General features: G+C 71.6%; 19 protein-coding genes and 2 tRNA genes. 16 read left to right on the forward strand and 5 right to left on the reverse strand.

Annotated features, from left to right (window positions below; all coding sequences use genetic code 11):
• Positions 1 to 55: 55 nt before the first annotated feature.
• Together ACIGYR_RS09560 and ACIGYR_RS09565 are read left to right on the forward strand one after the other, a co-directional pair.
• A complete protein-coding gene (locus ACIGYR_RS09560; RefSeq protein WP_399595993.1) occupies positions 56 to 649 on the forward strand; it encodes a hypothetical protein in 594 nt (197 codons plus the stop codon).
• 88 nt (positions 650 to 737) lie between these two features.
• Complete coding sequence (locus tag ACIGYR_RS09565) at positions 738 to 1,808, forward strand: hypothetical protein (protein ID WP_399595991.1); 1,071 nt, start codon at positions 738 to 740, stop codon at positions 1,806 to 1,808.
• 134 nt (positions 1,809 to 1,942) lie between these two features.
• Here the strand turns inward: ACIGYR_RS09565 and ACIGYR_RS09570 are convergent, their stop codons facing one another.
• Positions 1,943 to 3,058 carry a M48 family metallopeptidase gene (locus ACIGYR_RS09570; protein WP_391838353.1) on the reverse strand — a complete coding sequence of 372 codons (1,116 nt, stop codon included), beginning with the start codon at positions 3,056 to 3,058 and terminating at the stop codon, positions 1,943 to 1,945.
• A gap of 102 nt (positions 3,059 to 3,160) precedes the next feature.
• Between ACIGYR_RS09570 and ACIGYR_RS09575 the strand changes: the two genes are divergently transcribed.
• The 7 genes from ACIGYR_RS09575 to ACIGYR_RS09605 all read left to right on the forward strand — a co-directional run bounded on the left by ACIGYR_RS09575 (position 3,161) and on the right by ACIGYR_RS09605 (position 7,652).
• Positions 3,161 to 3,325 carry a hypothetical protein gene (locus tag ACIGYR_RS09575; RefSeq protein ID WP_391838355.1) on the forward strand — a complete coding sequence of 55 codons (165 nt, stop codon included), beginning with the start codon at positions 3,161 to 3,163 and terminating at the stop codon, positions 3,323 to 3,325.
• Positions 3,326 to 3,491: 166 nt separating this feature from the next.
• Positions 3,492 to 3,656 (forward strand): hypothetical protein, encoded by a 165-nt coding sequence (locus ACIGYR_RS09580; protein ID WP_391838357.1) that lies wholly within the window; start codon positions 3,492 to 3,494, stop codon positions 3,654 to 3,656.
• A 56-nt stretch (positions 3,657 to 3,712) separates the two neighbouring features.
• On the forward strand, positions 3,713 to 4,399 hold the full coding sequence (gene nadD / locus ACIGYR_RS09585; RefSeq protein WP_391838359.1) for a nicotinate-nucleotide adenylyltransferase: 687 nt from the start codon (positions 3,713 to 3,715) through the stop codon (positions 4,397 to 4,399).
• 16 nt (positions 4,400 to 4,415) lie between these two features.
• Positions 4,416 to 6,224, forward strand: coding sequence for a LytR C-terminal domain-containing protein (locus ACIGYR_RS09590; RefSeq protein WP_399595987.1), 1,809 nt, complete (start codon positions 4,416 to 4,418; stop codon positions 6,222 to 6,224).
• Positions 6,225 to 6,349: 125 nt separating this feature from the next.
• Positions 6,350 to 6,793, forward strand: a complete 444-nt coding sequence (rsfS, locus tag ACIGYR_RS09595) for a ribosome silencing factor (protein WP_391838363.1) — start codon at positions 6,350 to 6,352, stop codon at positions 6,791 to 6,793.
• Entirely contained in the window at positions 6,787 to 7,461 is a 675-nt protein-coding gene (locus ACIGYR_RS09600) for a histidine phosphatase family protein (protein WP_391838365.1), read from the forward strand. The genes rsfS and ACIGYR_RS09600 overlap by 7 nt, the downstream gene beginning before the upstream one ends.
• 118 nt (positions 7,462 to 7,579) lie before the next feature.
• A tRNA-Ala gene (locus tag ACIGYR_RS09605) sits at positions 7,580 to 7,652 on the forward strand.
• 80 nt (positions 7,653 to 7,732) lie between these two features.
• On the opposite strand, the gene ACIGYR_RS09610 is transcribed toward ACIGYR_RS09605, so the two are convergent.
• Positions 7,733 to 8,626, reverse strand: coding sequence for a helix-turn-helix transcriptional regulator (locus tag ACIGYR_RS09610; RefSeq protein ID WP_399595986.1), 894 nt, complete (start codon positions 8,624 to 8,626; stop codon positions 7,733 to 7,735).
• A gap of 123 nt (positions 8,627 to 8,749) precedes the next feature.
• On the opposite strand from ACIGYR_RS09610, the gene ACIGYR_RS09615 reads away from it, so the two are divergent.
• Together ACIGYR_RS09615 and ACIGYR_RS09620 are read left to right on the forward strand one after the other, a co-directional pair.
• On the forward strand, positions 8,750 to 10,285 hold the full coding sequence (locus tag ACIGYR_RS09615; protein ID WP_399595984.1) for an MFS transporter: 1,536 nt from the start codon (positions 8,750 to 8,752) through the stop codon (positions 10,283 to 10,285).
• Between the two features lie 246 nt (positions 10,286 to 10,531).
• Complete coding sequence (locus ACIGYR_RS09620) at positions 10,532 to 10,765, forward strand: hypothetical protein (protein WP_030653820.1); 234 nt, start codon at positions 10,532 to 10,534, stop codon at positions 10,763 to 10,765.
• On the opposite strand, the gene ACIGYR_RS09625 is transcribed toward ACIGYR_RS09620, so the two are convergent.
• A complete protein-coding gene (locus ACIGYR_RS09625; RefSeq protein WP_399595982.1) occupies positions 10,755 to 11,966 on the reverse strand; it encodes a glycosyltransferase 87 family protein in 1,212 nt (403 codons plus the stop codon). The genes ACIGYR_RS09620 and ACIGYR_RS09625 overlap by 11 nt on opposite strands.
• 114 nt (positions 11,967 to 12,080) lie before the next feature.
• On the opposite strand from ACIGYR_RS09625, the gene ACIGYR_RS09630 reads away from it, so the two are divergent.
• Positions 12,081 to 12,153 (forward strand) — tRNA-Ala (locus ACIGYR_RS09630).
• Between the two features lie 117 nt (positions 12,154 to 12,270).
• Here ACIGYR_RS09630 and ACIGYR_RS09635 read toward each other — a convergent pair.
• Both ACIGYR_RS09635 and ACIGYR_RS09640 read right to left on the reverse strand, forming a co-directional pair.
• A complete protein-coding gene (locus tag ACIGYR_RS09635; RefSeq protein ID WP_391838370.1) occupies positions 12,271 to 13,881 on the reverse strand; it encodes an NADH-ubiquinone oxidoreductase-F iron-sulfur binding region domain-containing protein in 1,611 nt (536 codons plus the stop codon).
• Complete coding sequence (locus tag ACIGYR_RS09640; protein WP_399595980.1) at positions 13,882 to 15,162, reverse strand: cytochrome b/b6 domain-containing protein; 1,281 nt, start codon at positions 15,160 to 15,162, stop codon at positions 13,882 to 13,884.
• A gap of 402 nt (positions 15,163 to 15,564) precedes the next feature.
• Here ACIGYR_RS09640 and leuS point away from each other — a divergent pair, with 402 nt between their 5' ends.
• The 4 genes from leuS to ACIGYR_RS09660 all read left to right on the forward strand — a co-directional run bounded on the left by leuS (position 15,565) and on the right by ACIGYR_RS09660 (position 20,904).
• A complete protein-coding gene (gene leuS / locus ACIGYR_RS09645) occupies positions 15,565 to 18,447 on the forward strand; it encodes a leucine--tRNA ligase (RefSeq protein WP_399595979.1) in 2,883 nt (960 codons plus the stop codon).
• A 139-nt stretch (positions 18,448 to 18,586) separates the two neighbouring features.
• On the forward strand, positions 18,587 to 19,339 hold the full coding sequence (locus ACIGYR_RS09650; protein WP_391838375.1) for a hypothetical protein: 753 nt from the start codon (positions 18,587 to 18,589) through the stop codon (positions 19,337 to 19,339).
• A 72-nt stretch (positions 19,340 to 19,411) separates the two neighbouring features.
• Positions 19,412 to 20,257 carry a DegV family protein gene (locus ACIGYR_RS09655; protein ID WP_399595977.1) on the forward strand — a complete coding sequence of 282 codons (846 nt, stop codon included), beginning with the start codon at positions 19,412 to 19,414 and terminating at the stop codon, positions 20,255 to 20,257.
• Between the two features lie 353 nt (positions 20,258 to 20,610).
• Positions 20,611 to 20,904 (forward strand): hypothetical protein, encoded by a 294-nt coding sequence (locus ACIGYR_RS09660; RefSeq protein WP_399595975.1) that lies wholly within the window; start codon positions 20,611 to 20,613, stop codon positions 20,902 to 20,904.
• Positions 20,905 to 20,909 lie beyond the last annotated feature (5 nt).

The following is a 20,909-nucleotide window of genomic DNA, read 5'->3' on the forward strand; positions in this document are numbered from 1 at the left end:
GCCCGGCCGAAAGGCGTCTCACCAGGCAGACGAATCTCCGTACCGTCTGCCCAAATTGACCCCCCAGGTCTACTCTGGATCCGTGCCGGAGGATGTGGGGGGCACGCCGTTTTCTGACGGCTGGGAGCCCGACGACGACCACGACCATGGGGTGTCGGACGAAGAGTTCGCCTCCGTGGTCTTCGACGAGGTCTTCGTGCAGGCGGCCACCGTCCACGAGCCGACCGCCGTCGAGCGGCTCCTGGCCGCCGCCCGGGCCAGAGCCGAGGCATCCGAGGCGGAGGCCCGCCGCGCCCGCGCCCGGGGCGAGCGTTACGACGACGGCTACGGCCCCGAGGACACCGAATTCGGCCAAGATCGCGAGGATGACGAGCCGGACGACACCTACGTCCTCGGTGACGGCCCCTTCGGCCCCTACGGCAAGCAGGTCCGCTGGCACCGCCCCGTGGCCTGGATCCTCGCCGTCGTGATGGGCATCGGCATGGTCGCCCTGGCCTTCGCCGCCGTCTACCGTGGAGGCTCCTCGGGCACCCGCGACCGGGTGCCCGCCCCCGCCTCGACCGGTCTGGAACAGGGTGGCGCGTCCGTTCCGGCCGCCTCCGCCGAGCAGTCCCGGCCAGCCGTCCCGGCCGTCCCGCGTTCCCCCTGAGCGCCCTTCCCGCGCCTGATGAGAACCTGTCAGAAGTTGTCGTGCAGCGGGGCGTTTACCCGGGCCTCGCGAGACCTACTCTGAAGGTATGGGCGGGCCTGGAGACCCACCGGAGGGGACACCCGAGGGCGGCCCCGGCGGTGCTGAGGACGAATACCGATCCGTCGTCTTCGACGAGTCGTTCGTCCGCGCTGCCCGCCTCCAGGAATTCTCCGCCCGGGAGCGGATGGCCGACCACGCGCCCGCCGTACGCCGCCGCCCGCCCCTGCACCGCGGACTCACCCGGCAGGTCCTGATCCTCGTCGTGCTGATCGCCCTCGCCTTCGGGACGGCGATCTATATGGGCGTCCGCCACCCCTACAGCTCCCCGCAGGGCCGCCGGTCCGTGGAGCCCCTGCGGATGACGGTCATCCCGCTCGCCCCGCAGGGCAAGGTCCCCGGCGCCGCCGACGCCGCGAGCCTGTACGCGCACAGCCCCGCCGCCTCGTTCGCGGTCGGCGCCGAGGGCATACCCCTGCCGGCCTCGCGCAGCACCGCCCACTTCTCGGACAGCCAGGTGGTGGCCGCCCTCACCACCGTCAAGGACTACCTCGTCCGCTCCTCGCTCTACCCCGGGGTGCTGACCGGCCGGGAGGTGCGCGCCGCCCGGGCCATGGTCGACTCCGAGCAGCTCGCCCAGTTCGACCAGAGCTTCGACCACCCGGCGGCGGACGGCCGGCACGCGCCCACGGGCTGGGTGGTGCGTATCGACCCCGCCCGGGCCCGGCTCGCCGACGACGGGATCCGCGTCTCGGGCAGCCTGCGGGTCGCCGAGGCCGACCCGGCGACGCTGGAGGTCACCGCCGACCACCTCTTCGTCTACGCCCTGCGCCCCGTCGGCGCCGCCGCCGACACCCTGGCCTCCCTGTTCACGGTCCGCCGCGAGCTGACCTTCCGCTTCGACCGCGACGACCTGCGCACCCACCAGCTCCAGCTGGTCACCTCCTCCGCGCAGGCCGGCCCCCTCGCCTGCGCCGAGGACTCCTCCGCCTACCTGCGCCCCCTCCTGGCCGGCCGGACGGCCACGTCGGGCGGCCCCGCGGGCACCGACCCCTACGAGTCGGACAGCGCCACGGCCGTGTGCGGGACCCTGTCCACCAAGGCGCAGCCGAGCGTCTGAGCGACACCGGGCGGCCGGGGGTGGGCCGCACCGGAGAGGCGAGCCGCGGCGAAGCGGCCCGGCGGTGAGGAGGGAGGCCGCTGAGGGGCGCCGCTGAGGGGGTGCCGCTGAGGGGGTGCCGCTGTGGGCGGCCCCTACCTCTCGTCTCCGCCGGGGACGGCGTCCCCGTCGTCACCGCCGGGGGCGCCGTCCCCCTTGGCCGGCGGCGGTGTCCGGAAGCCGTCGAAGCCCCGCCGGACCCGGCCGCCCAGGTCGCCCGCACCGCCCGCGAGATCCGTGACCAGCTTCATCAGCGGGTCCTTGGAACCCTTCACATCGCTCGCGTAGCTGGCCGCCGATTCCCGGAGGGAGTCGCTGACGGAGGTGTCCTTGTCCTCGCTGCGCCGCGGGTAGTGGCCGTCCATGACCCGCTGGTAGTCCCGGGACTCGGCCCACTTCTTCAGCTCGGCGGCCCGCACGGTGGTGAACGGGTGCGAGCGCGGCAGCACGTTCAGGATCTTCAGCACCGAGTCGCGCAGATCACCGCCGGAGTCGTACTCCTCGGCCTGCTCCAGGAACGCGTCCACGTTCATCTCGTGCAGATGGTTGCCGCCCGCGATCTTCATCAGGCCCCGCATGGATGCCCGGACGTCCTGGCCCACCAGCAACCCGGCCCGGTCGGCGGACAGCTCCGACTTGCGGAACCACTCCCGCAGCGCCGTGATGATCGCCATGATCGCGATATTGCCCAGCGGGATCCAGGCGACCTTCAGCGCGAGGCTCGTCAGGAACAGCAGGACCGTGCGGTACACCGAGTGGCCGGACAGCGCGTGTCCCACCTCGTGCCCGACGACCGCCCGCATCTCCTCCTCGTCGAGCAGCTCCACCAGGCCCGTGCTGACCACGATGATCGGCTCGTCCAGGCCGATGCACATCGCGTTCGGCTGCGGGTCCTGCGTCACGTACATCGGCGGGACCTTCTCCAGGTCCAGGATGTAACAGGCGTCCAGCAGCATGTCGTGCAGGTGCGAGAACTGCCGCTCGGAGACCCTGACCGAGTCGGACAGGAACAGCAGCCTGAGGCTGCGCTCCGGCAGCAGCCCGCTGAGCGCCTTGAAGACGGTGTCGAACCCGCTCAGCTTGCGCAGCGCGACCAGGGCCGAGCGGTCCGCCGGATGCTCGTACGCCCGCGAGGAGATCCCCGGGAAGCGCCTGCGCTGCCTGCTCGGCACGCGTTCGCGTCCCGTCTGCTGGTGGCCGTCGTCGGACATGTCTTCCCCCATGTGCGTGTGAGTGCCCACTGTGCCCCCGAGGCGGGGCCCAGCCTAGGCGGAGATACCGTGTCAGGCAGGACACCCGAAGGAGCCCACGCCATGGATCACCACCCCGCAGCAGCCCGGCTGACCGAGGCCGCCACGAGCGCCGTCCAGCAGCACGGGACGGGAAATCTGCTCCGCGTGGTCCTGATCGTGATGATCCTCGGCTGTGTACTGACCGCTTGGCTGCTCCTGCGCGGCTACAAGCGGAAGGACGACTGACGAGCGGCGAAAGTTCCCCGCCTCGCGGCGGCGGACCGCCCCCGTCGCCGGTGCCCCGCCGTGCCCCCGGGCCCCGACGGCGGAGTCGGCGTGATCGCCACCGGCCCGCCCGCTTACGATGGGCCGACATCTTTATTCCGCCCACACGCGTTAGGTCCTGCCGAAGATGAGCTTCCACGACGCCGCAGCCCAGTTGGTCACCCTTGCCGCCGAGGGCGAACCGCACGGCGGAAACCACGACAGCCTGAACCCGGCCCTCACCGGCGGCGGCGCCCTGGTCATCCTGCTCCTGCTGCTGTGGATCACCACCCGCTTCAACCGCGACCGCTGAGCAGGGGCCCCGTCCCCGGCCGGACGCACGAGACCGGGCCGGTAGGGTCTGCACGCATGGGAGAGCAGGACATGCCTACCGGTCCGGCGCACGAGACGGCCGACGACACGGTGAAGCACCCGCAGTACGGACCGGGCAACGGCCCCGCCCACACGGGCAAGCGGCGCCTGGGCGTCATGGGCGGAACCTTCGACCCGATCCACCACGGGCACCTGGTGGCGGCCAGCGAGGTCGCCGCGCAGTTCCAGCTGGACGAGGTCGTGTTCGTCCCCACCGGCCAGCCGTGGCAGAAGTCCCACCGCAAGGTCTCCCCGGCCGAGGACCGCTACCTGATGACGGTCATCGCGACCGCCGAGAACCCGCAGTTCTCCGTCAGCCGCATCGACATCGACCGCGGCGGCCCCACCTACACCGTCGACACCCTGCGCGACCTGCGGGCCCTCAACCCCGACACGGACCTGTTCTTCATCACCGGCGCCGACGCTCTCGCCCAACTGCTGACCTGGCGCGACTCGGTGGAACTCTTCTCCCTCGCACACTTCATCGGCGTCACCCGCCCCGGCCACCAGCTCACCGACGCGGGCCTGCCGGAAGGCGGCGTCTCGCTCGTCGAGGTGCCGGCGCTCGCCATCTCCTCCACAGACTGCCGTGCGAGAGTCGCCAAGGGAGACCCCATCTGGTACATGGTGCCGGACGGAGTCGTGCGCTATATCGACAAGCGCGAGCTGTACCGCGGCGAGTGAGCCGAGAGGGGCACCGGTGAACGACCGATACGACGCGGGGTACGGAGACGGCCCGTACGAACTCGTCGGCTACGACGAGTACGGCCGGCCCATGTACCGGCAGGCCCCGGCACAGCAGACTTTTCCGGCACAGCAGGCTCCGCAGTCCCAGCAGACGGCGTACGACCCGTACGTCCAGCAGCAGGGCTACGGCTATGACCCGTACGCCACCGGCCAGCAGCAGCCGGCGTCCTCCTACGGCTCCGGCCAGCAGCCGCCCGCCTACGACCCCTACGGCTCCCGGCCCCCGTACGACCCGTACGCCACCGGCACCCAGGACGCCACGGGCTACGACCCCTACGGGCAGACGGCGAGCAGCGGTCAGCAGCCCCGGGTCGCCGAGCAGACCGCCTACATCCCGCAGCAGGCCGGCCCCGCGGGGGACACCCGGACCCCGCAGGAGACCGAGCCCGCGCCGGACGGACCGGAGCACCGCAGCGCGGCGGCCGAACGGGACTACCGCAGCGCGCCGGACGAACCGGACTACCCCGCCACGTCGGACGAACCGGACTACCGCACCGAGCAGTTCGCCTTCGTCGAGGAGCCGGACGGTGACTCCGAGGACGTCATCGACTGGCTGAAGTTCACCGAGAACCGCACCGAGCGCCGCGAGGAGGCCCGCCGCCGCACCCGCAGCCGGTTCATCGCCCTGCTCGTCGTCCTTGCCCTCGTCGCGGTCGGCGGTGTCGGCTACCTGTGGTTCGCCGGGAAGCTGCCCGGCCTGTCCTCCTCCGACGGCAAGGACGGCACCGCCACGCCCGTGGCCGCCCAGAAACGCGACGTGCTCGTGGTCCACCTGCACAACACCGCGAAGGGCGGCACCTCCACGGCGCTGCTGGTCGACAACACCACCACCAAGCAGGGCACCACGGTCCTGCTGCCCAACTCCCTGGCGCTGACCGGGGACGACGGCTCCGCCACGACCCTCGCCAAGTCCGTGGACGACGACGGCACCTCCGGCACCCGCGACCAGCTCGACACCGTTCTCGGCACCAGCATCCAGGGCACCTGGCGGCTGGACACCCCCTATCTGCAGAACCTCGTCGACCTCGTCGGCAACATCGAGATCGACACCGACACCGACGTGCCCGACCCGGACGCCAAGAAGAAGGGCACCGCGCCGCTCGTCCACCAGGGCCGGGGGCAGACCCTCAGCGGCAAGATGGCCGTCGCCTACGCCACCTACCGGGCCGCCGGCGAGTCCCAGAACGCTCAACTGCAGCGGTTCGGCCAGGTCATGCAGGGCGTGCTGCGCAAGGTGTCCTCCGACCCCTCGTCCGCGACCACCAGCGTGCAGACGCTCGCACAGATCCTGGACCCGCCGCTCACCGACAAGGACCTCGGCGCCTTCCTCGCCAAGCTCGCCGAACTCGCCAAGAGCGGCGCCTACAGGACCGCCCTGCTGCCCGTGCAGCCGGACGGCACGCTGAGCGCGCAGACCAGCGACAGCGTGGTGAAGGACATCCTCGGGGGCACCGCCAAGAGCCCCGGTGCGGGTTCCGCGGTCCGGGTCTCCGTCCAGAACGCCACCGGTGTGAAGGACGACACGGAGAAGGCCCGTGTCGTGCTTCTCAACGGCGGCTTCACCTTCCTGGAGGGCGGCAGCGCCGCCGGCACCCAGGCCACCTCGAAGGTGCTCTACGCGGACGCCGCCGACAAGGCGGACGCCGCCGAGGTCGCCAAGACCCTCGGCCTGCCCGCCGGCTCGGTGACCAAGGGCAGCGTCTCCTCCGGCGCCGACGTCTCGGTGGTCCTCGGCGGCGACTACCAGCCGTCCTCGTCCTGACCGCCGGCCGCCTCCCACCGGGGCGCGTGGCCGGGGCACCTCACGGGATGCCGTAATCACGTGGGGTGCCCCGGGCGGTCCGTGAGACCCTTGAGGTCAAAAGACCGCCGACGGAAAGCCATGTAGTGACCGCCACCAACCGTTCCCTTGAGCTCATCAACGCCGCCGCCCAGGCGGCGGCCGACAAGCTCGCCCACGACGTGATCGCCTACGACGTGAGCGACGTGCTGTCGATCACGGACGCCTTCCTCCTGGCGTCCGCCCCGAACGACCGCCAGGTCAGGGCCATCGTCGACGAGATCGAGGAGCGCCTTCAGAAGGAACTCGGCGCCAAGCCGGTCCGCCGCGAGGGCGACCGTGAGTCCCGCTGGGTGCTGCTCGACTATGTCGACATCGTCGTCCACGTCCAGCACAGCGAGGAGCGCGTCTTCTACGCCCTGGAGCGGCTGTGGAAGGACTGCCCCGAGCTGGAGCTGCCCGCCGACGCCAAGGCCACCCGGGGCAAGGCCCAGGAGCACGCCGAGCTGCAGGCCGCCGAGGCCGACCAGGAGCCGGGCGGGGGATGGTGATGAGCGTCACCGGCGAGGTGACCGACCGCAAAGGCCGGGGCCGCCGCATCATCCTGTGGCGGCACGGCCAGACCCTGTGGAACGTGGAGCGCCGCTTCCAGGGCACCACGGACGTCGAGCTGACCGAGACCGGCATCGGCCAGGCCCGGCGCGCCGCCCGGCTGCTCGCCTCCCTGCGGCCGGACGCGATCGTCTCCTCGGACCTGCGGCGGGCCGCGCACACGGCCGCCGAGCTGGCCGCGCTCAGCGGCCTCGAGGTCACCCACGACGAGGCCCTGCGCGAGACCTACGCGGGCGTCTGGCAGGGGCTGACGCACGAGGAGATCATCGCCCGCTACGGCGAGGAGTACACCGCCTGGAAGCGCGGTGACGCGGTCCGCCGCGGCGGCGGGGAACTGGAGACAGAGGTCGCCGACCGCGCCGCCCCCGTCGTCCTGCGGCATGCCGAGAAGCTGCCCGAGGACGGCACCCTCGTCGTCGTCAGCCACGGCGGCACCATCCGCACCACCATCGGCCGGCTCCTCGGCCTGGACGCCCGGCACTGGGAGAGCCTCGGCGGCCTCTCCAACTGTTGCTGGTCCGTGCTCGGCGAGGGCGCCCGCGGCTGGCGCCTGCTGGAGCACAACGCGGGCACCCTCCCGGAGCCCGTTCTCGGCGACGACGACTGACCGCCCGCGCGGCTGCCCGACCCGGATTTCACTTTCCGGCAGGTCACAGGCTAAAGTTCTTCTTGTTCGCCCCGCCGAGCGGGGCGAAACAAGACACGCGGTCCGCCGCGTGTGGCAAGGGGCTATAGCTCAGTTGGTAGAGCGCCTGCATGGCATGCAGGAGGTCAGGAGTTCAATTCTCCTTAGCTCCACTGATCGACACTCTGTGGAGTTGTCAAAGATCGGTGATGAGAATCCCGTCCCCCCAGGGGGGGGGCGGGATTCTCTGCGTTCAGCTGCCGATGAGCTCCTCGGCCTCCTCGTCCTCGCGCTTCGGCGGCCACAGCCGCTCTCTGTGCGCCCGCAGCAGCGCGATCTTCCCCCGTGCCGCCTCGTCGTCCGGGGCGTAGACCAAGATCCGGCACTCGGGCATTCCGTCGATGGACAGCGACTGCGAGGTCATCCGCATCTCGCCCACCGCCGCGTGCCGGAAGGTCTTCACCCGGGGGCCCGGAGGCACCACCTCCCCGCTCGCCCACAGCTCCGCGAACCAGGGGCTCGCCGCCGACAGCCCGCCTATGAACTCCTCCCAGGCGGGCTCGCCCACATGTCTGCCGTAGGACGACCGCAAGGTCGCCACCATCAGCGGCAGCTCCGCCTCGCGGTGCACCAGCGGGCAGGCCCCCTCCGGGAGGGTGAACAGCGTCCACAACACGTTCGGCAGGCCGGTCCCGAGGGTCTGCGGCACCAGGAAGAGGTCCTGGTAGGCCGCGTTGGCGGCCAGGACGTCGTACCGCGGGTTGTAGACCACCGCCAGCAGCGGGTCGAGAGCGTCGATGATGCCCTGCACCTCCGGACTGCTCCGCCGGGTCAGGCCCTCGGGATCCGGCTGGAACGGCACCTCCGCCAGCCGGTACAGGTGCTCGCGCTCCGGCGGGTCCAGCCGCAGCGTGCGCGCGACCGCGTCCAGCACCTGCGGCGAGGCGTTGATCGGCCGGCCCTGCTCCAGCCACGTGTACCAGGTCACGCCCACGCCCGAGAGCTGCGCGACCTCCTCCCGTCGCAGCCCGGGCGTGCGCCGCCGCAGCCCCGGCGGCATCCCCACATCGGCCGGTGTGACCCGGGCCCGCCTGGTGCGCAGAAAGGCGGCGAGCTCCGGCCTGCGTCGCTGTGTCCTGATCCCCATCGTCCAGCCCCCGTCGTCCCCGTCTCCATGGTCCGCGCCCGGACCCGCTCCTGCCAGGTGCTGGCAGTACCAGCATCAGCGGGCACTCGGCACCGGTACCGGCTTGTCGTCACGCTCGACGCCATGACGACGACATCCCGGACCGGCCCGGGCGCCGAGCCCGTCCCTGATCCTGCGATCAGTGAATCATCCACCACTGACAGTGACACCCCGGCCGCTGACCGAGCGGGATCACCCGTCACGGACAGTGAAGCACCCGCCACTGACAACCGGCCCCGGCTGCTGCTCGGTGTGCTGCTGGCCGCCCTGTTCATGGCCGCCCTGGACGTCTTCATCGTGAACGTCGCGGCCCCCGCGATCGGTTCCGACCTGCACGCCTCGGGTGCCGACCTGCAACTCGTGATCGCCGGCTACACCATCACCTACTCCGTGCTCCTGATCACCGGTGCCCGGCTCGGTGACCGGCTCGGTCACGGACGGGTCCACCTCGCCGGACTGGCCCTGTTCACCGCGGCCTCGCTCGCCTGTGGACTGGCGCGGGGCTCGACCGAGCTGATCGTGTTCCGGCTGGTGCAGGGCGCGGGCTCGGCGCTGATGATCCCGCAGGTGCTCAGCCTCATCCAGCGCTCCTTCGTCGGAGAGGCCCGGGCGCGGGCGCTCGGCGCCTACTCGGCTGTCCTGGCCGTCGGCGCTGCGGCCGGGCAGGTCGCCGGCGGAGTGCTGGTCAGCGCCGACCTGTTCGGCACCGGCTGGCGGCCGGTGTTCCTCGTCAACGTGCCGGTGGGCGCCCTGCTCCTCGTGCTGGGCCGGCGGGTCCTGCCGCTGGGCGGCGCGGGCGGGCGGGAACGGGCCCGGGCGCTCGATCTGCCCGGGCTGCTGCTGCTCGGTGCCGCCGTCTCTCTGCTGACGGTGCCGCTGGTGCTCGGGCAGGAGGAGGACTGGCCGCTGTGGTCCTGGCTGTCGCTGGCCGGGTCCGGGGTGCTGTTCGCCGTGTTCCGCGGCCACGAGTCCCGGCTGGCCCGGCGTGGCGGTGCCGCGCTCATCGCGCCCCGGGTGCTGCGGCACCCCGGCATCGGCCGGGCCGTCTTCCGGATCCTCGCCGTGATGTCGGTCAACGCCGGCTTCCTCTTCGCGCTGACCCTGCACGTCCAGGGCGGCCTCGGCTACACCGCCCTGCGGGCCGGGCTGAGCTTCGCGCCGACCGCCGCCGTGTTCGGCGCGGTGAGCCTCACCTGGCGGAAGTGGCCGGCCGCCTGGCAGCGGCTCCTCGCTCCGGCCGGGTTCACGCTCACCGCGGTGTCCGTCGCCGTGGTGGGGCTCGCCTTCCACGGCGGCGGTGACGGGGGAGCGGTCCTGTACGCGGGGTACGCGGGCACGGGCGCCGGGCTGGCGCTCGCCTTCAGCCCGACGCTCACCGGAGCGCTGGCCACCGTACGGCCCGCGGACGCGGCGGACGCCAGCGGCCTGCTGGCGACGGTCGCGCAGCTCGGCCAGCTGCTCGGGGTGGCGTTTTTCGGCACACTGTTCCTGAACCGGCTTGAGTCGTTCGGGGCTGTGCGGCCGTATACCTCGGCGGAGGCGTTCTCGGTAAGCGCCTGGGTACTGGCCGGAACGGCCGCGGTGGGGGCTGTGTCCGGACTGGTACTGAGGCGTCGCTGACCGTATTGGCCCGGTCGTGGCAGAATCAAACGGCCGGAAGGGGGCGCGGCCCGACGGGAGGGAGTGGCGATGCCTGCGAGCATCCTCGAGGAGGTCGGCCACCTCCTCGGTGCGGCGGTGATTCGGGATACGACCACCCGGCTGAGTTGCCCTTCCTGCGGTTCCGCGCACGTGGCGCAAGTCCTCGGCGACAATGGCGGAATCTCCTACGTGTGCACGGCCTGCGGCCACAGCTGGAGCTGATCAATGGGTGCACACAGGCGAAAGTGCGACTGGTGCGGGAGCGGAACGCCCATCGTCCGTGACATGGAGCCGATCAATCCCGATTACCAGTACTGGTGCGAGGAATGCGCGCGGGCGCTGATCATAAAAGGCGACCCCATCGAGACGTACCGGGAACTGGAGGGCGAGCCGATCTACGGCCGGCTCCTGGAGGAGCACTGCACGCTCAAGAGGTTCTACCAGTTCGTCACGGCTTGACGCGGGCCCCGTCCGGCCCGGGCCCCGGCAACGATGTCCGGGCCAGCGCGAGGAAGAGCGCGCCGGCCCCGCCGTACACGGCGGACAGCAACAACTCCGTTTCCCCCAGGTGAAGTTCGGGCCGGCCGGTCCCGTGCGGCACCCACCAGGGGGCGTACGAGCAGAAGACCAGCAGGGCGCCCAGGGCGGTCGTCCGGCGCCCGCACGTCCACAACAGCAGCACCAGTGGCACGCACCACACCCAGTGGTGCGTCCACGACACCGGGCTGATCAGCAGGGCGGTGACCGCGCAGGCGCACACCGCCCAGGGCCGCCGCCCCCGCAACTCCGCCCGCACGGCCACCACGAGGCCCAGGACGGCCACCACGGCCGCGCAGACCGCCCAGAGGGCTCCCGGGTCGGGCGTGTGCAGAAGGCGGGCCAGAACACCGCGCAGGGCTTGGTTGGCGGTGTCCTCCGCCTGCCCGACCCGGCTCGCACGGAACACCATGTCCGTCCAGAACCGCCAGGAGTCGTACGGCAGGACGCCCGCCGTCAGCGCGGTCGCCCCGGCGAACACGACGGCCGCCGCGCGCGCGTGCCGCAGCCACGGCTGCCCGCCCCCGCCCCTGAGACGGTCCACGACGCCGGCCAGGAGCAGGAGGGCCAGGAAGAGCGCGGGGGTCAGCTTGAGCGCCGTGGCCAGGCCGAGGCCCACCCCCGTCCAGCGGTCGAACCCGCCGGCGGGGCGGCGGGTCAGGTCCCACAGCACCAGGACGGCCAGCAGCAGGTTGATCTGGCCGTAGCGCAGGGTCGTCCACACCGGCTCACACCACACGGCCGGTGCCGCGACCCAGCAGACGGCCTCCCCGCGCGCGTGGCCGACGAGTTTCAGCGACAGCCGTACGAACATCACCAGCAACGCGAGGTTGCCGGCCGTCGCCAGGGTGCGCAGGAGCGCGGGGTCCAGCAGGGGCAGCGGGGTGAACAGCAGGGCCGCGAACGGCGGATAGGTGGTGGGCAGGTGCGCGGCCGTCGCGCGCAGGGCGTACAGATCGCCGCCGGCGCGCACCGCGGCGCCCTCGGCCCGGTAGACCATCAGATCGATCATCGACACGTGTGCGGCCCGCTGAGCGGCCCAGAACGCCGTGAACGACACCAGGCACACCCCCAGGGCGACCGTGGCCCGGCGGTGCACTGCGGACGACGCGATCATGGTCATGAAGCCGACATTAGCGGCCGTATCGGTGCGAAGCCGAAACCGATTTGGTGCTGCGCCCCCGGCCCTGTAATGTTTACGTCGTCGCCGGGGGAACCGGGCGAAACAACAAAACAAGGGGCTATAGCTCAGTTGGTAGAGCGCTTGCATGGCATGCAAGAGGTCAGGAGTTCAATTCTCCTTAGCTCCACAGAATTCGAAGGCGGATCACCCGACGGGTGGTCCGCCTTCGGCGTGTTGTGAAAAAGAACACCGTGGAACGAAGGGGCGGGCCACCCGAACCGGGTGGCCCGCCCCTTCGTGCGGCTCAGCGGCCGAGCGCGCGCCGCCCGCGCCCCTGGGAGAGGACCGGCAGATTGCGCGACGGCGCCTGCCCGCGCGTGTCCTCCTCGAGGCGCAGGGCGAGCGCGGGGCAGCGGCGCACCGCGCGCAGCGCCTTCGCCTCCGCGTAGCGCGGCACCTGCGCCTGGGCGACGGTCGGGAAACCGTCGGCACCGAGCTCGAACACCTCCGGGAGGATGTCCGCGCACAGCCCGTGGCCCCGGCAGAGGGTCCAGTCGACGTGGATCTTCTGACGGCTGCCGCCGCTCTCCTCGGGTTCTCCGCCCCCCAGAACGCCCGTGGGGGCCCTGCCCCCCTCGAAGAGCGGCAGGACGCCTTCCACGGGCCGTCCGCAGCCGTTTCCGAGGACGTGGGCGGCCAGGTCGTCGGTGAACGCCTTGATGGTCGACTCCAGGAACATCGCCGAGCCGTCCGGGTGCGAACAGGCACCGCGCCGCTTGACGTTCTTCGCGACCTGTTTCAGCGCCTCCAGGGCGGCAGGCCCGCCGCCGTTCAGGATGTCCTCCAGGCCGCGCGCGGCGGCGGGCAGTCCGAGATAGCAGGGCCCGCACTGGCCGGCGCTCTCCTCGGCCAGCCACTGCGCCACCCGCAGCGACTCGCCCAGCGGGCACGTCTCCTGGCTGATCGGCAGGATCGCGCCCGCGCCCAGCGAACCGCCCACCGCGTCCAGGGAGTTGCGGGACACGACCGCCTCGTCGACGGTCGCCGCGTCGATCCACTTGCCGTGGTAGCCGCCGGTCAGCACGCCCTGCGGCACCGGCGGGGCGCCCGCGAGCTGCAGCACGTAGCGCAGTGGCACACCCGTGGGGGCCTCGATCACCATCGGGCGGGCGACCGCGCCGGACACGGTGAGCATCACGGTGCCCGGTTCGTCGTACAGCCCCGTGTTGCCGTAGCGCTCCGGTCCGATGCGGGCGGCGATGGCCAGCTGCGCGAACGTCTCCGCGTTCGACAGCAGCGTGGGCGCGCCGCCGACGCCGGTCTGCGAGGCGCTGATCTTGCGGCCGGGAGGGATCGCCGGTCCGCCGTCGACCGAGCGGATCAGCGAGGCGGCGGCTCCGGTGACCATGCGCACCGGATTGCGCTGCACCCACGCGCGCAGCGCCGATCTACGGCTGTTGCTCAGCCCTCGTTCGGCGAGCGCGGCCTCCATGGAGCGCTGCGTGGACTCCCGGGTGACGCCGATGACGAGGGTGCGCGCGCCGAGCGCCTCGGCGCACAGCAGCGCGCCGTCCAGGATGAGGTGCGGGGCACGGTTGATCAGCACCGTGTCCTTGCGGCAGGCCGGTTCGTCCTCGCTGCCGTTGACCACGACGACCGGCCGCACCCCCCGCTTGATCGCCGACTCGGCGACAGAGCGCAGCTTCTTGTGGAAGGGGAAGCCGGCGCCCCCGCGGCCCTTGAGGCTGATGCGTTCGGCGAGCTGGGCGAGCTGTTCGCCGCCCAGCGGGTCGAGCGGCCCGTGCACCTTCAGATGCATGGGCAGATCGAGCCGTTCCACAAGGTCGAAGCCCGACGTGAGCTGGGGAAGTCCGACCACGCGGACTTCGGGGACGTCGGGCAGGGCCTCGTTCACTTAAAAGCCTCCGGAAGGCGTGTTCCAAGGTTCGCCCGAGCCCGGGGTCTCGTAGGAGGAACCGGGCAGCGTTTCGGTGGCGGGACCGCTGTTGAACGTGTCACTCGGGTTGTACGTGCCGTAGAGGCCGTTTGTCTCACCGGTGTCGTACACGTCACTTCCGCCGTATCCGGTGGCGCCCGAATTGCCGTAGACGGGAATGGTGTATCCGGTGTCCTGGAGCGGGTCGTACGCGGACGGCGGTGCCTCGCCGACCGGCGGCGGGGACGGGATCGGCCAGCTGCCGGAGGTGCTGGAGGGGCCGTCCACGCGCGGGACGGCCTGCGTGGGCCGCAGGTCCGTCGGCAGGTCCATGCGGGCCGTCCGGTCCGTCGCGAAGGGCTGCTGCGGGCGGCCCGGCGTGGACACCGCGCGATAGGCCGCCGCGAAGCCGGAAGCGGGCTCGGCCGCCGGAGCGACCGGGGTCTGGTAGAGCGGGGAAGCGGCCGTGCCGGCGGGCGAGGGCCTCGGCTCCCGCCGGCCGCCGAAGCCGGCCGGCGCCGGCTCGGCCATCCTGGAGCGGCTGGCGTCCAGGTCCTCCAGCCCGGCCCGCTCCGAGCTGCCGAACAGGGCAACCAGCCGGTCGGCGACCTTGCGCTTGACCGGGCGCGGCGCGGCGCGCAGCGCGAGGGCGCCCATCACGCCGAGCAGGGACAGGCAGTACAGGATCACGAAGATCGGCTTGGCCGAGCGACCCGCGTAGAGTCCGTGGATGAGCGCCGCGCACCAGGCCGGATAGGCCAGCATGTGCATGGCCCGCCAGCGGGCGGCGACCGGGGCCGGGGCGGCGAAGTTGCTGCGCAGGGCGCCGGTGACGCCCACGAAGACCATCAGCAGGCCCGCGAGCGAGCCCAGTCCGATCAGGCCGGCGATTCCGGAGACGCCGAGCGAGAACGGGATGATCGCGGCGATCAGCTGGGTGTGGCCGAGCGCGATCTTCGCGGTGATGTGCAGCAGCAGGAACGCGATCGAGGCGACCGCGGTCGTCCGGTGCACCGCCTGGCCGATGATCCGCTGCCGTGTGTTCAGGAAGATCCGGTCCTGGGCGAACAGGCCCCAGATCACCGAGCAGCTCAGCGAGACGAGGGACAGCACGCCCGCGCCGAAGTTCAAGAACTCGCGGAACTGGCTGCCTCCGACCAGCACGGCCACGGGTATGAGCAGCAGGACGACAGCGGATGCCACCCCATAGGCCGAGCGGCCCGGTTTGGGGAGCGAGCTGGTACTACGACGAGGGTTCATGGGGGCACTCCGAGCAGTTCCGGGAAAGCGGTCCCGCTGCCGCACTCTAAGTGGCGTCATACCGATCAGTACGAGGGTTTGCGTTATTGCGTTGTTATCAACGCACAATCTGATTGCCGGGGTGTCCCTTAGGGGACGGTACGCGAAGTAATCGCTGACCTTTGTTCAGCTGTGGGCGGGCTTCGTGACATGTCCATCAGGGATACGCAAGCGCGTCGCGGCTTGCTCAAGCGCTGCGGTACCCTAGCGCCATGCGTGCCGTACGCCTTCTGCTTAGCGGGCCGCGCTGATCAGTACCGACCCCGGTTCAGCCGTGAGGTCGGCACCGGCGCGGCGTCCCCTCCTGTGCGAGGGGCTTTTTCATTTCCGCAGGCAGAGACGATCGATGGAGCTTAGAGGATCATGAGCGAGACGAACCCCGCTGCCGCCGCTGCTACGTCGGCGGAGGCCGCCCCGCACCGCTACACGGCTGCCATGGCGGCCGACATCGAGGCACGCTGGCAGGACTTCTGGGACGCCGACGGCACCTACGCGGCGCCGAATCCCAAGGGTGACCTGGCGGGCGACCCCGAGCTGGTCGCCAGGCCCAAGAAGTTCATCATGGACATGTTCCCGTACCCCTCCGGTGCGGGCCTGCACGTCGGCCACCCGCTGGGCTACATCGCCACCGACGTCTACGCCCGGTTCCAGCGCATGACCGGCCACAACGTCCTGCACACCCTGGGCTTCGACGCCTTCGGCCTGCCCGCCGAGCAGTACGCGGTGCAGACCGGCACGCACCCGCGCGTGTCCACCGAGGCCAACATCGAGAACATGAAGTCCCAGCTGCGCCGGCTGGGCCTGGGCCACGACAAGCGCCGGTCGTTCGCCACGATCGACCCGGAGTACTACAAGTGGACCCAGTGGATCTTCCTGCAGATCTTCAACTCCTGGTACGACGAGGACGCCCGGAAGGCCCGCCCGATCTCCGAGCTGATCGCCCGGTTCGAGTCCGGTGAGCGCGCCGTTCCGGGCACCACGCGCGCGTGGAGCGAGCTGAGCGCCCGCGAGCGCGCCGACATCCTCGGCGGGTACCGCCTGGCCTACGCCTCCGACGCGCCCGTCAACTGGTGCCCCGGCCTGGGGACCGTGCTGGCCAACGAGGAGGTCACCGCCGACGGCCGTTCCGAGCGCGGCAACTACCCGGTCTTCAAGGCCAAGCTGCGCCAGTGGAACATGCGCATCACCGCCTACGCCGACCGGCTGCTGGACGACCTGGAGGGGCTGGACTGGCCCGAGGCCATCAAGCTGCAGCAGCGCAACTGGATCGGCCGCAGCGAGGGCGCCCGCGTCGACTTCCCGATCGACGGCGAGCGCATCACGATCTTCACCACCCGCCCGGACACCCTGTTCGGCGCGACCTACATGGTTCTGGCGCCCGAGCACCCGCTGGTCGAGAAGTTCACCCCCGAGGCGTGGCCCGAGGGCACGCACCAGGTGTGGACCGGCGGCCACGCCACCCCGGCCGAGGCCGTCGCCGCCTACCGCGCGCAGGCCGCCTCGAAGTCCGACGTCGAGCGGCAGGCCGAGGCCAAGGACAAGACCGGCGTCTTCACCGGCGCGTTCGCGACCAACCCGGTCAACGGCGAGCCGGTCCCCGTCTTCATCGCCGACTACGTCCTGATGGGCTACGGCACCGGCGCGATCATGGCCGTTCCGGGTCACGACACCCGTGACTTCGCCTTCGCGCGCGCCTTCGAGCTGCCGATCCGCTGCGTGGTCGAGCCGACCGACGGCCGCGGCACGGACACCTCCGACTGGGACGACGCCTTCGTGTCCTACGACGCGAAGATCGTCAACTCCGACAGCGACGACGTGCAGCTGAACGGCCTGGGTGTCGCCGAGGCCAAGGCGCGCGTCACCGAGTGGCTGGCGGACCGGGGCATCGGCGAGGGCACCGTCAACTTCCGGCTGCGTGACTGGCTGTTCAGCCGGCAGCGCTACTGGGGCGAGCCCTTCCCGATCGTCTACGACGAGGACGGCACCGCCCACGCGCTGCCCGAGTCGATGCTGCCGCTGGAGCTGCCCGAGGTCGAGGACTACAGCCCGCGCACCTTCGACCCGGACGACGCCGACACCCAGCCCGAGACGCCGCTGTCGCGCAACGCGGAATGGGTCAACGTCACCCTGGACCTGGGCGACGGCCCCAAGAAGTACCGCCGTGAGACCAACACCATGCCCAACTGGGCCGGTTCCTGCTGGTACGAGTTCCGCTACCTGGACCCGCACAACGACCGGCAGCTGGTCGACCCGGAGATCGAGCAGTACTGGATGGGCCCGCGCGAGGGCCTGCCGCACGGCGGTGTCGACCTGTACGTCGGCGGAGCCGAGCACGCCGTGCTGCACCTGCTGTACGCGCGCTTCTGGTCCAAGGTCCTGTACGACCTGGGCCACGTCTCCTCGGCGGAGCCGTTCCACAAGCTGTTCAACCAGGGCATGATCCAGGCATACGTCTACCGTGACAGCCGGGGCATCGCGGTGCCGGCCGCCGAGGTGGAGGAGCGCGACGGCGCCTACTACCACCAGGGCGAGCAGGTCAGCCGTCTGCTGGGCAAGATGGGCAAGTCCCTGAAGAACGCGGTGACTCCGGACGAGATCGCCGCCGAGTACGGTGCCGACACGCTGCGCCTGTACGAGATGGCGATGGGTCCGCTGGACGTCTCCCGGCCGTGGGACACGCGCGCGGTGGTCGGCCAGTTCCGGCTGCTGCAGCGGCTGTGGCGCAACATCGTCGACGAGAACACCGGCGAGGTCACCGTCACCGACGCCGAGCCCGACGAGGAGACCCTGCGCGCCCTGCACAAGGCCATCGACGGCGTCCGCCAGGACCTGGAGGGCCTGCGCTTCAACACCGCCATCGCCAAGGTCACCGAGCTGAATAACCACCTGACCAAGGCCGGCGGTGCGGTGCCGCGGTCCGTGGCCGAGCCGCTGGTGCTGATGGTCGCCCCGCTGGCCCCGCACATCGCCGAGGAACTGTGGCGCAAGCTGGGCCACACCGACTCGGTCGTCCACCGGGACTTCCCGGTCGCCGACCCGGCCTACGTCGTCGACGAGACCGTGACCTGTGTCGTGCAGATCAAGGGCAAGGTCAAGGCCCGGCTGGAGGTGCCGCCCGCCATCTCCGAGGAGGAACTGGAGAAGGTGGCGCTGGCCGACGAGAAGGTCGCGGCGGCGCTGGGCGACGCGGGCATCCGCAAGGTGATCGTGCGGGCGCCGAAGCTGGTGAACATCGTCCCGGCGTGATCATCGGACGCCGCAGCCACCGGCGTCGGGGTAGTCCCCTACGGGCAGGTTCGGGGTCCTCGCGGAACTCCGGGCCTGCCCGCTGCGTTTACCGTGGAGAGCACAGCGGCTCGTGCCGTGCTGCCGGAGGAGGAGCGTCATGGAAGTAGTGCTGACCGTGTTCGCCCTGCTCTTCCTGGTCTTCATCGGCCTGGGCGCCTACGCCACGGTCAAGGCGGTCGGTGCCGCCAAGCGCGGCGTGGACCGGACCGTCGCGCAGGCCCGCCGCACGGTCGAGGACCACACCCTGCGCGCCAAGTCCTTCGCCCAGTTCGGGCCGGCCGCCGAGATCGCCCAGCTGCGGCTCGCGTTGCGCACCTCCATGCGCGCCACGCAGGACGCGCTGCGCGCCGGCGTCAGCGAGGACGAGTCGCTGAAGGAGTCCCTCGGCCTCTTCGAGCGGCTCAGCGTGCACGGACACGAACTGGACGGCGACCTCAAGCGCCTGGAGTCCGAGCCGGACCGGGCCACGCTCGCCGCCCACCTGCCCGAACTGCGCAGCCGCACCGAGCGCATCACCAAGTCGGCAGACTCCCTGCGCTGGGCCGTCCGCGACCGGGCCCGCCGCTTCTCCGACGACGACCTGGACACCCTCAGCGCCCAGATCGACATCGAAGCGGGTGCCCTGCGCCACTGGACGCGGAGCGAGCCCGGCCAGGCGCCCCCGGAGTGGCCCGACGCGTCCGCTCCCGCCGAGGGCGCCCCCGCCGACGGCCCCGCCGCAGGGCGGACCCGGTCGAAGACGGCCGGGGCCAGGGCCGCCGCGGAGCCCGCACCGGAAGCCATCGCGCCGCCCTCATGGCGCCCCGCCTCCCCCTGGCAGAAGAAACCCCGCCCTGAAAGCACCACATGAACGGACCGTTCCAGGCCCGCACGACAGGGGCCGGGCTGCCACGTGAGCGCTACGCCAGGTAACCTCCAGCTCATGTCCCGCCATGTCGCGATCGTCACCGATTCAACGGCCTACCTGCCGCACCGGACGATGGAGCGTCATGGGATCACCGCGGTCCCGCTGACCGTGGTCCTCGGCGACCGGGCCCTCGAAGAGGGCACCGAGATCTCCACCCGCTCCCTGGCCCAGGCGCTGCAGAAGCGGCGCTCGGTCACCACGTCCCGGCCCAGCCCCCAGGTGTTCGCCGAGACCTACCGCAAGGTCGCCGAGTCCGGCGCGACCGGCATCGTCTCCCTGCACCTGTCCGCCGAACTGTCCGGCACCTACGACGCGGCCGTCCTCGCCGCGCGCGAGGCACCGGTGCCGGTGCGGGTCGTGGACACCGGCATGGTCGCGATGGCGCTCGGCTTCTGCGCGCTGTCCGCCGCCGAGGCCGCGGAGACGGGCGGCACGATCGACGAAGCCGTCACGGCCGCCGAGAAGCGGGCCGCGGGCACGTCCGCCTACTTCTACGTCGACACCCTCGACTATCTGCGCCGTGGCGGCCGTATCGGCGCCGCACAGGCCCTGCTGGGCTCCGCGCTCGCCGTCAAACCACTCCTCCAGCTGGACGGCGGCCGCATCGAGCTGCTCGAAAAGGTCCGTACGGCGTCCAGGGCGATCGCCCGCCTTGAGGAGATCGTCGCGGAGCGCGCGGGCAACGCGGAGGCAGACATCGCCGTCCACTACCTGGCCGCCCCCGAGCGTGCCGCCGCACTCGCCGACCGGCTGCGGGTACGCGTCCCGGGCCTGGCCGACCTGCATGTCAGCGAGGTCGGAGCGGTGATCGGGGCTCACACCGGGCCCGGTCTGCTGGGCGCGGTCGTCTCGCCTCGCTGACACGCGACTCCCGGCCCCGGCCTGCCGGTTGCTAGCCGCGGGCCGGCCGGCTTCACCCGTGTGGGTGGCGGAGTTATCCACAACCGGGCCGTGGTCCACGGGAATTCATCAAGATCATCGCGGGGTGACGGAATCCCCCATCCTCCTCGCATGGCACTTCGATCCCGTTCGCGTACCGCGACTCCGACCAGCGGCCCCGGCCGCGGCCCCGCCTCCGACGGCCGTGTCCGCCACAGCCGCGCCAACGAACACCGCCGCGCCATCGAACACCGCCGTGCCCGCCGCCGCTCGTCCGCTCCCGCCGAGGAACTGCGTCGCCGGGCGGAACTCCTCTTCGGGGAACGGGGCGTGCAGTGGCGCGAGTCGGGAAATGCGCCGCCGGAGCGGGAAAGGCCCCTGAATGCGTTGCCGTTACCGCCGTCGCCGTCGCCGTCGCCGTCGTTGCCCTCACCCTTGCCGCCGACGGTGAGGGCGGCGACCGCCGCCGCACGGGGACCGGTCACCGTTCCGGTGCGGGTACCGGACGGCTCGGCCAGGCCGGCATCGGCGTCGGGCGACTCGGCCTTGCCGGGATCGGCGTTCCCGGCATCGGCGTTGGGCGGCTCGGACAGGCAGGCATCGGCGACGGGCGGCTTCCCGGAGCCTGAACCGG

Origin of the sequence: Streptomyces sp. NPDC053076 (assembly GCF_044546845.1) — a bacterium.
GTDB lineage: Bacteria > Actinomycetota > Actinomycetes > Streptomycetales > Streptomycetaceae > Streptomyces.

Bases quoted from the DNA above. Each gene is read 5' to 3' on its own strand.
- ACIGYR_RS09565 (WP_399595991.1), top strand. From the start codon at position 738: ATGGGCGGGCCTGGAGACCCACCGGAGGGGACACCCGAGGGCGGCCCC.
- ACIGYR_RS09570 (WP_391838353.1), bottom strand. From the start codon at position 3,058: ATGTCCGACGACGGCCACCAGCAGACGGGACGCGAACGCGTGCCGAGC.
- ACIGYR_RS09575 (WP_391838355.1), top strand. From the start codon at position 3,161: ATGGATCACCACCCCGCAGCAGCCCGGCTGACCGAGGCCGCCACGAGC.
- ACIGYR_RS09580 (WP_391838357.1), top strand. From the start codon at position 3,492: ATGAGCTTCCACGACGCCGCAGCCCAGTTGGTCACCCTTGCCGCCGAG.
- nadD (WP_391838359.1), top strand. From the start codon at position 3,713: ATGGGAGAGCAGGACATGCCTACCGGTCCGGCGCACGAGACGGCCGAC.
- ACIGYR_RS09600 (WP_391838365.1), top strand. From the start codon at position 6,787: ATGGTGATGAGCGTCACCGGCGAGGTGACCGACCGCAAAGGCCGGGGC.
- ACIGYR_RS09610 (WP_399595986.1), bottom strand. From the start codon at position 8,626: ATGGGGATCAGGACACAGCGACGCAGGCCGGAGCTCGCCGCCTTTCTG.
- ACIGYR_RS09615 (WP_399595984.1), top strand. From the start codon at position 8,750: ATGACGACGACATCCCGGACCGGCCCGGGCGCCGAGCCCGTCCCTGAT.
- ACIGYR_RS09620 (WP_030653820.1), top strand. From the start codon at position 10,532: ATGGGTGCACACAGGCGAAAGTGCGACTGGTGCGGGAGCGGAACGCCC.
- ACIGYR_RS09625 (WP_399595982.1), bottom strand. From the start codon at position 11,966: ATGACCATGATCGCGTCGTCCGCAGTGCACCGCCGGGCCACGGTCGCC.
- ACIGYR_RS09640 (WP_399595980.1), bottom strand. From the start codon at position 15,162: ATGAACCCTCGTCGTAGTACCAGCTCGCTCCCCAAACCGGGCCGCTCG.
- leuS (WP_399595979.1), top strand. From the start codon at position 15,565: ATGAGCGAGACGAACCCCGCTGCCGCCGCTGCTACGTCGGCGGAGGCC.
- ACIGYR_RS09650 (WP_391838375.1), top strand. From the start codon at position 18,587: ATGGAAGTAGTGCTGACCGTGTTCGCCCTGCTCTTCCTGGTCTTCATC.
- ACIGYR_RS09655 (WP_399595977.1), top strand. From the start codon at position 19,412: ATGTCCCGCCATGTCGCGATCGTCACCGATTCAACGGCCTACCTGCCG.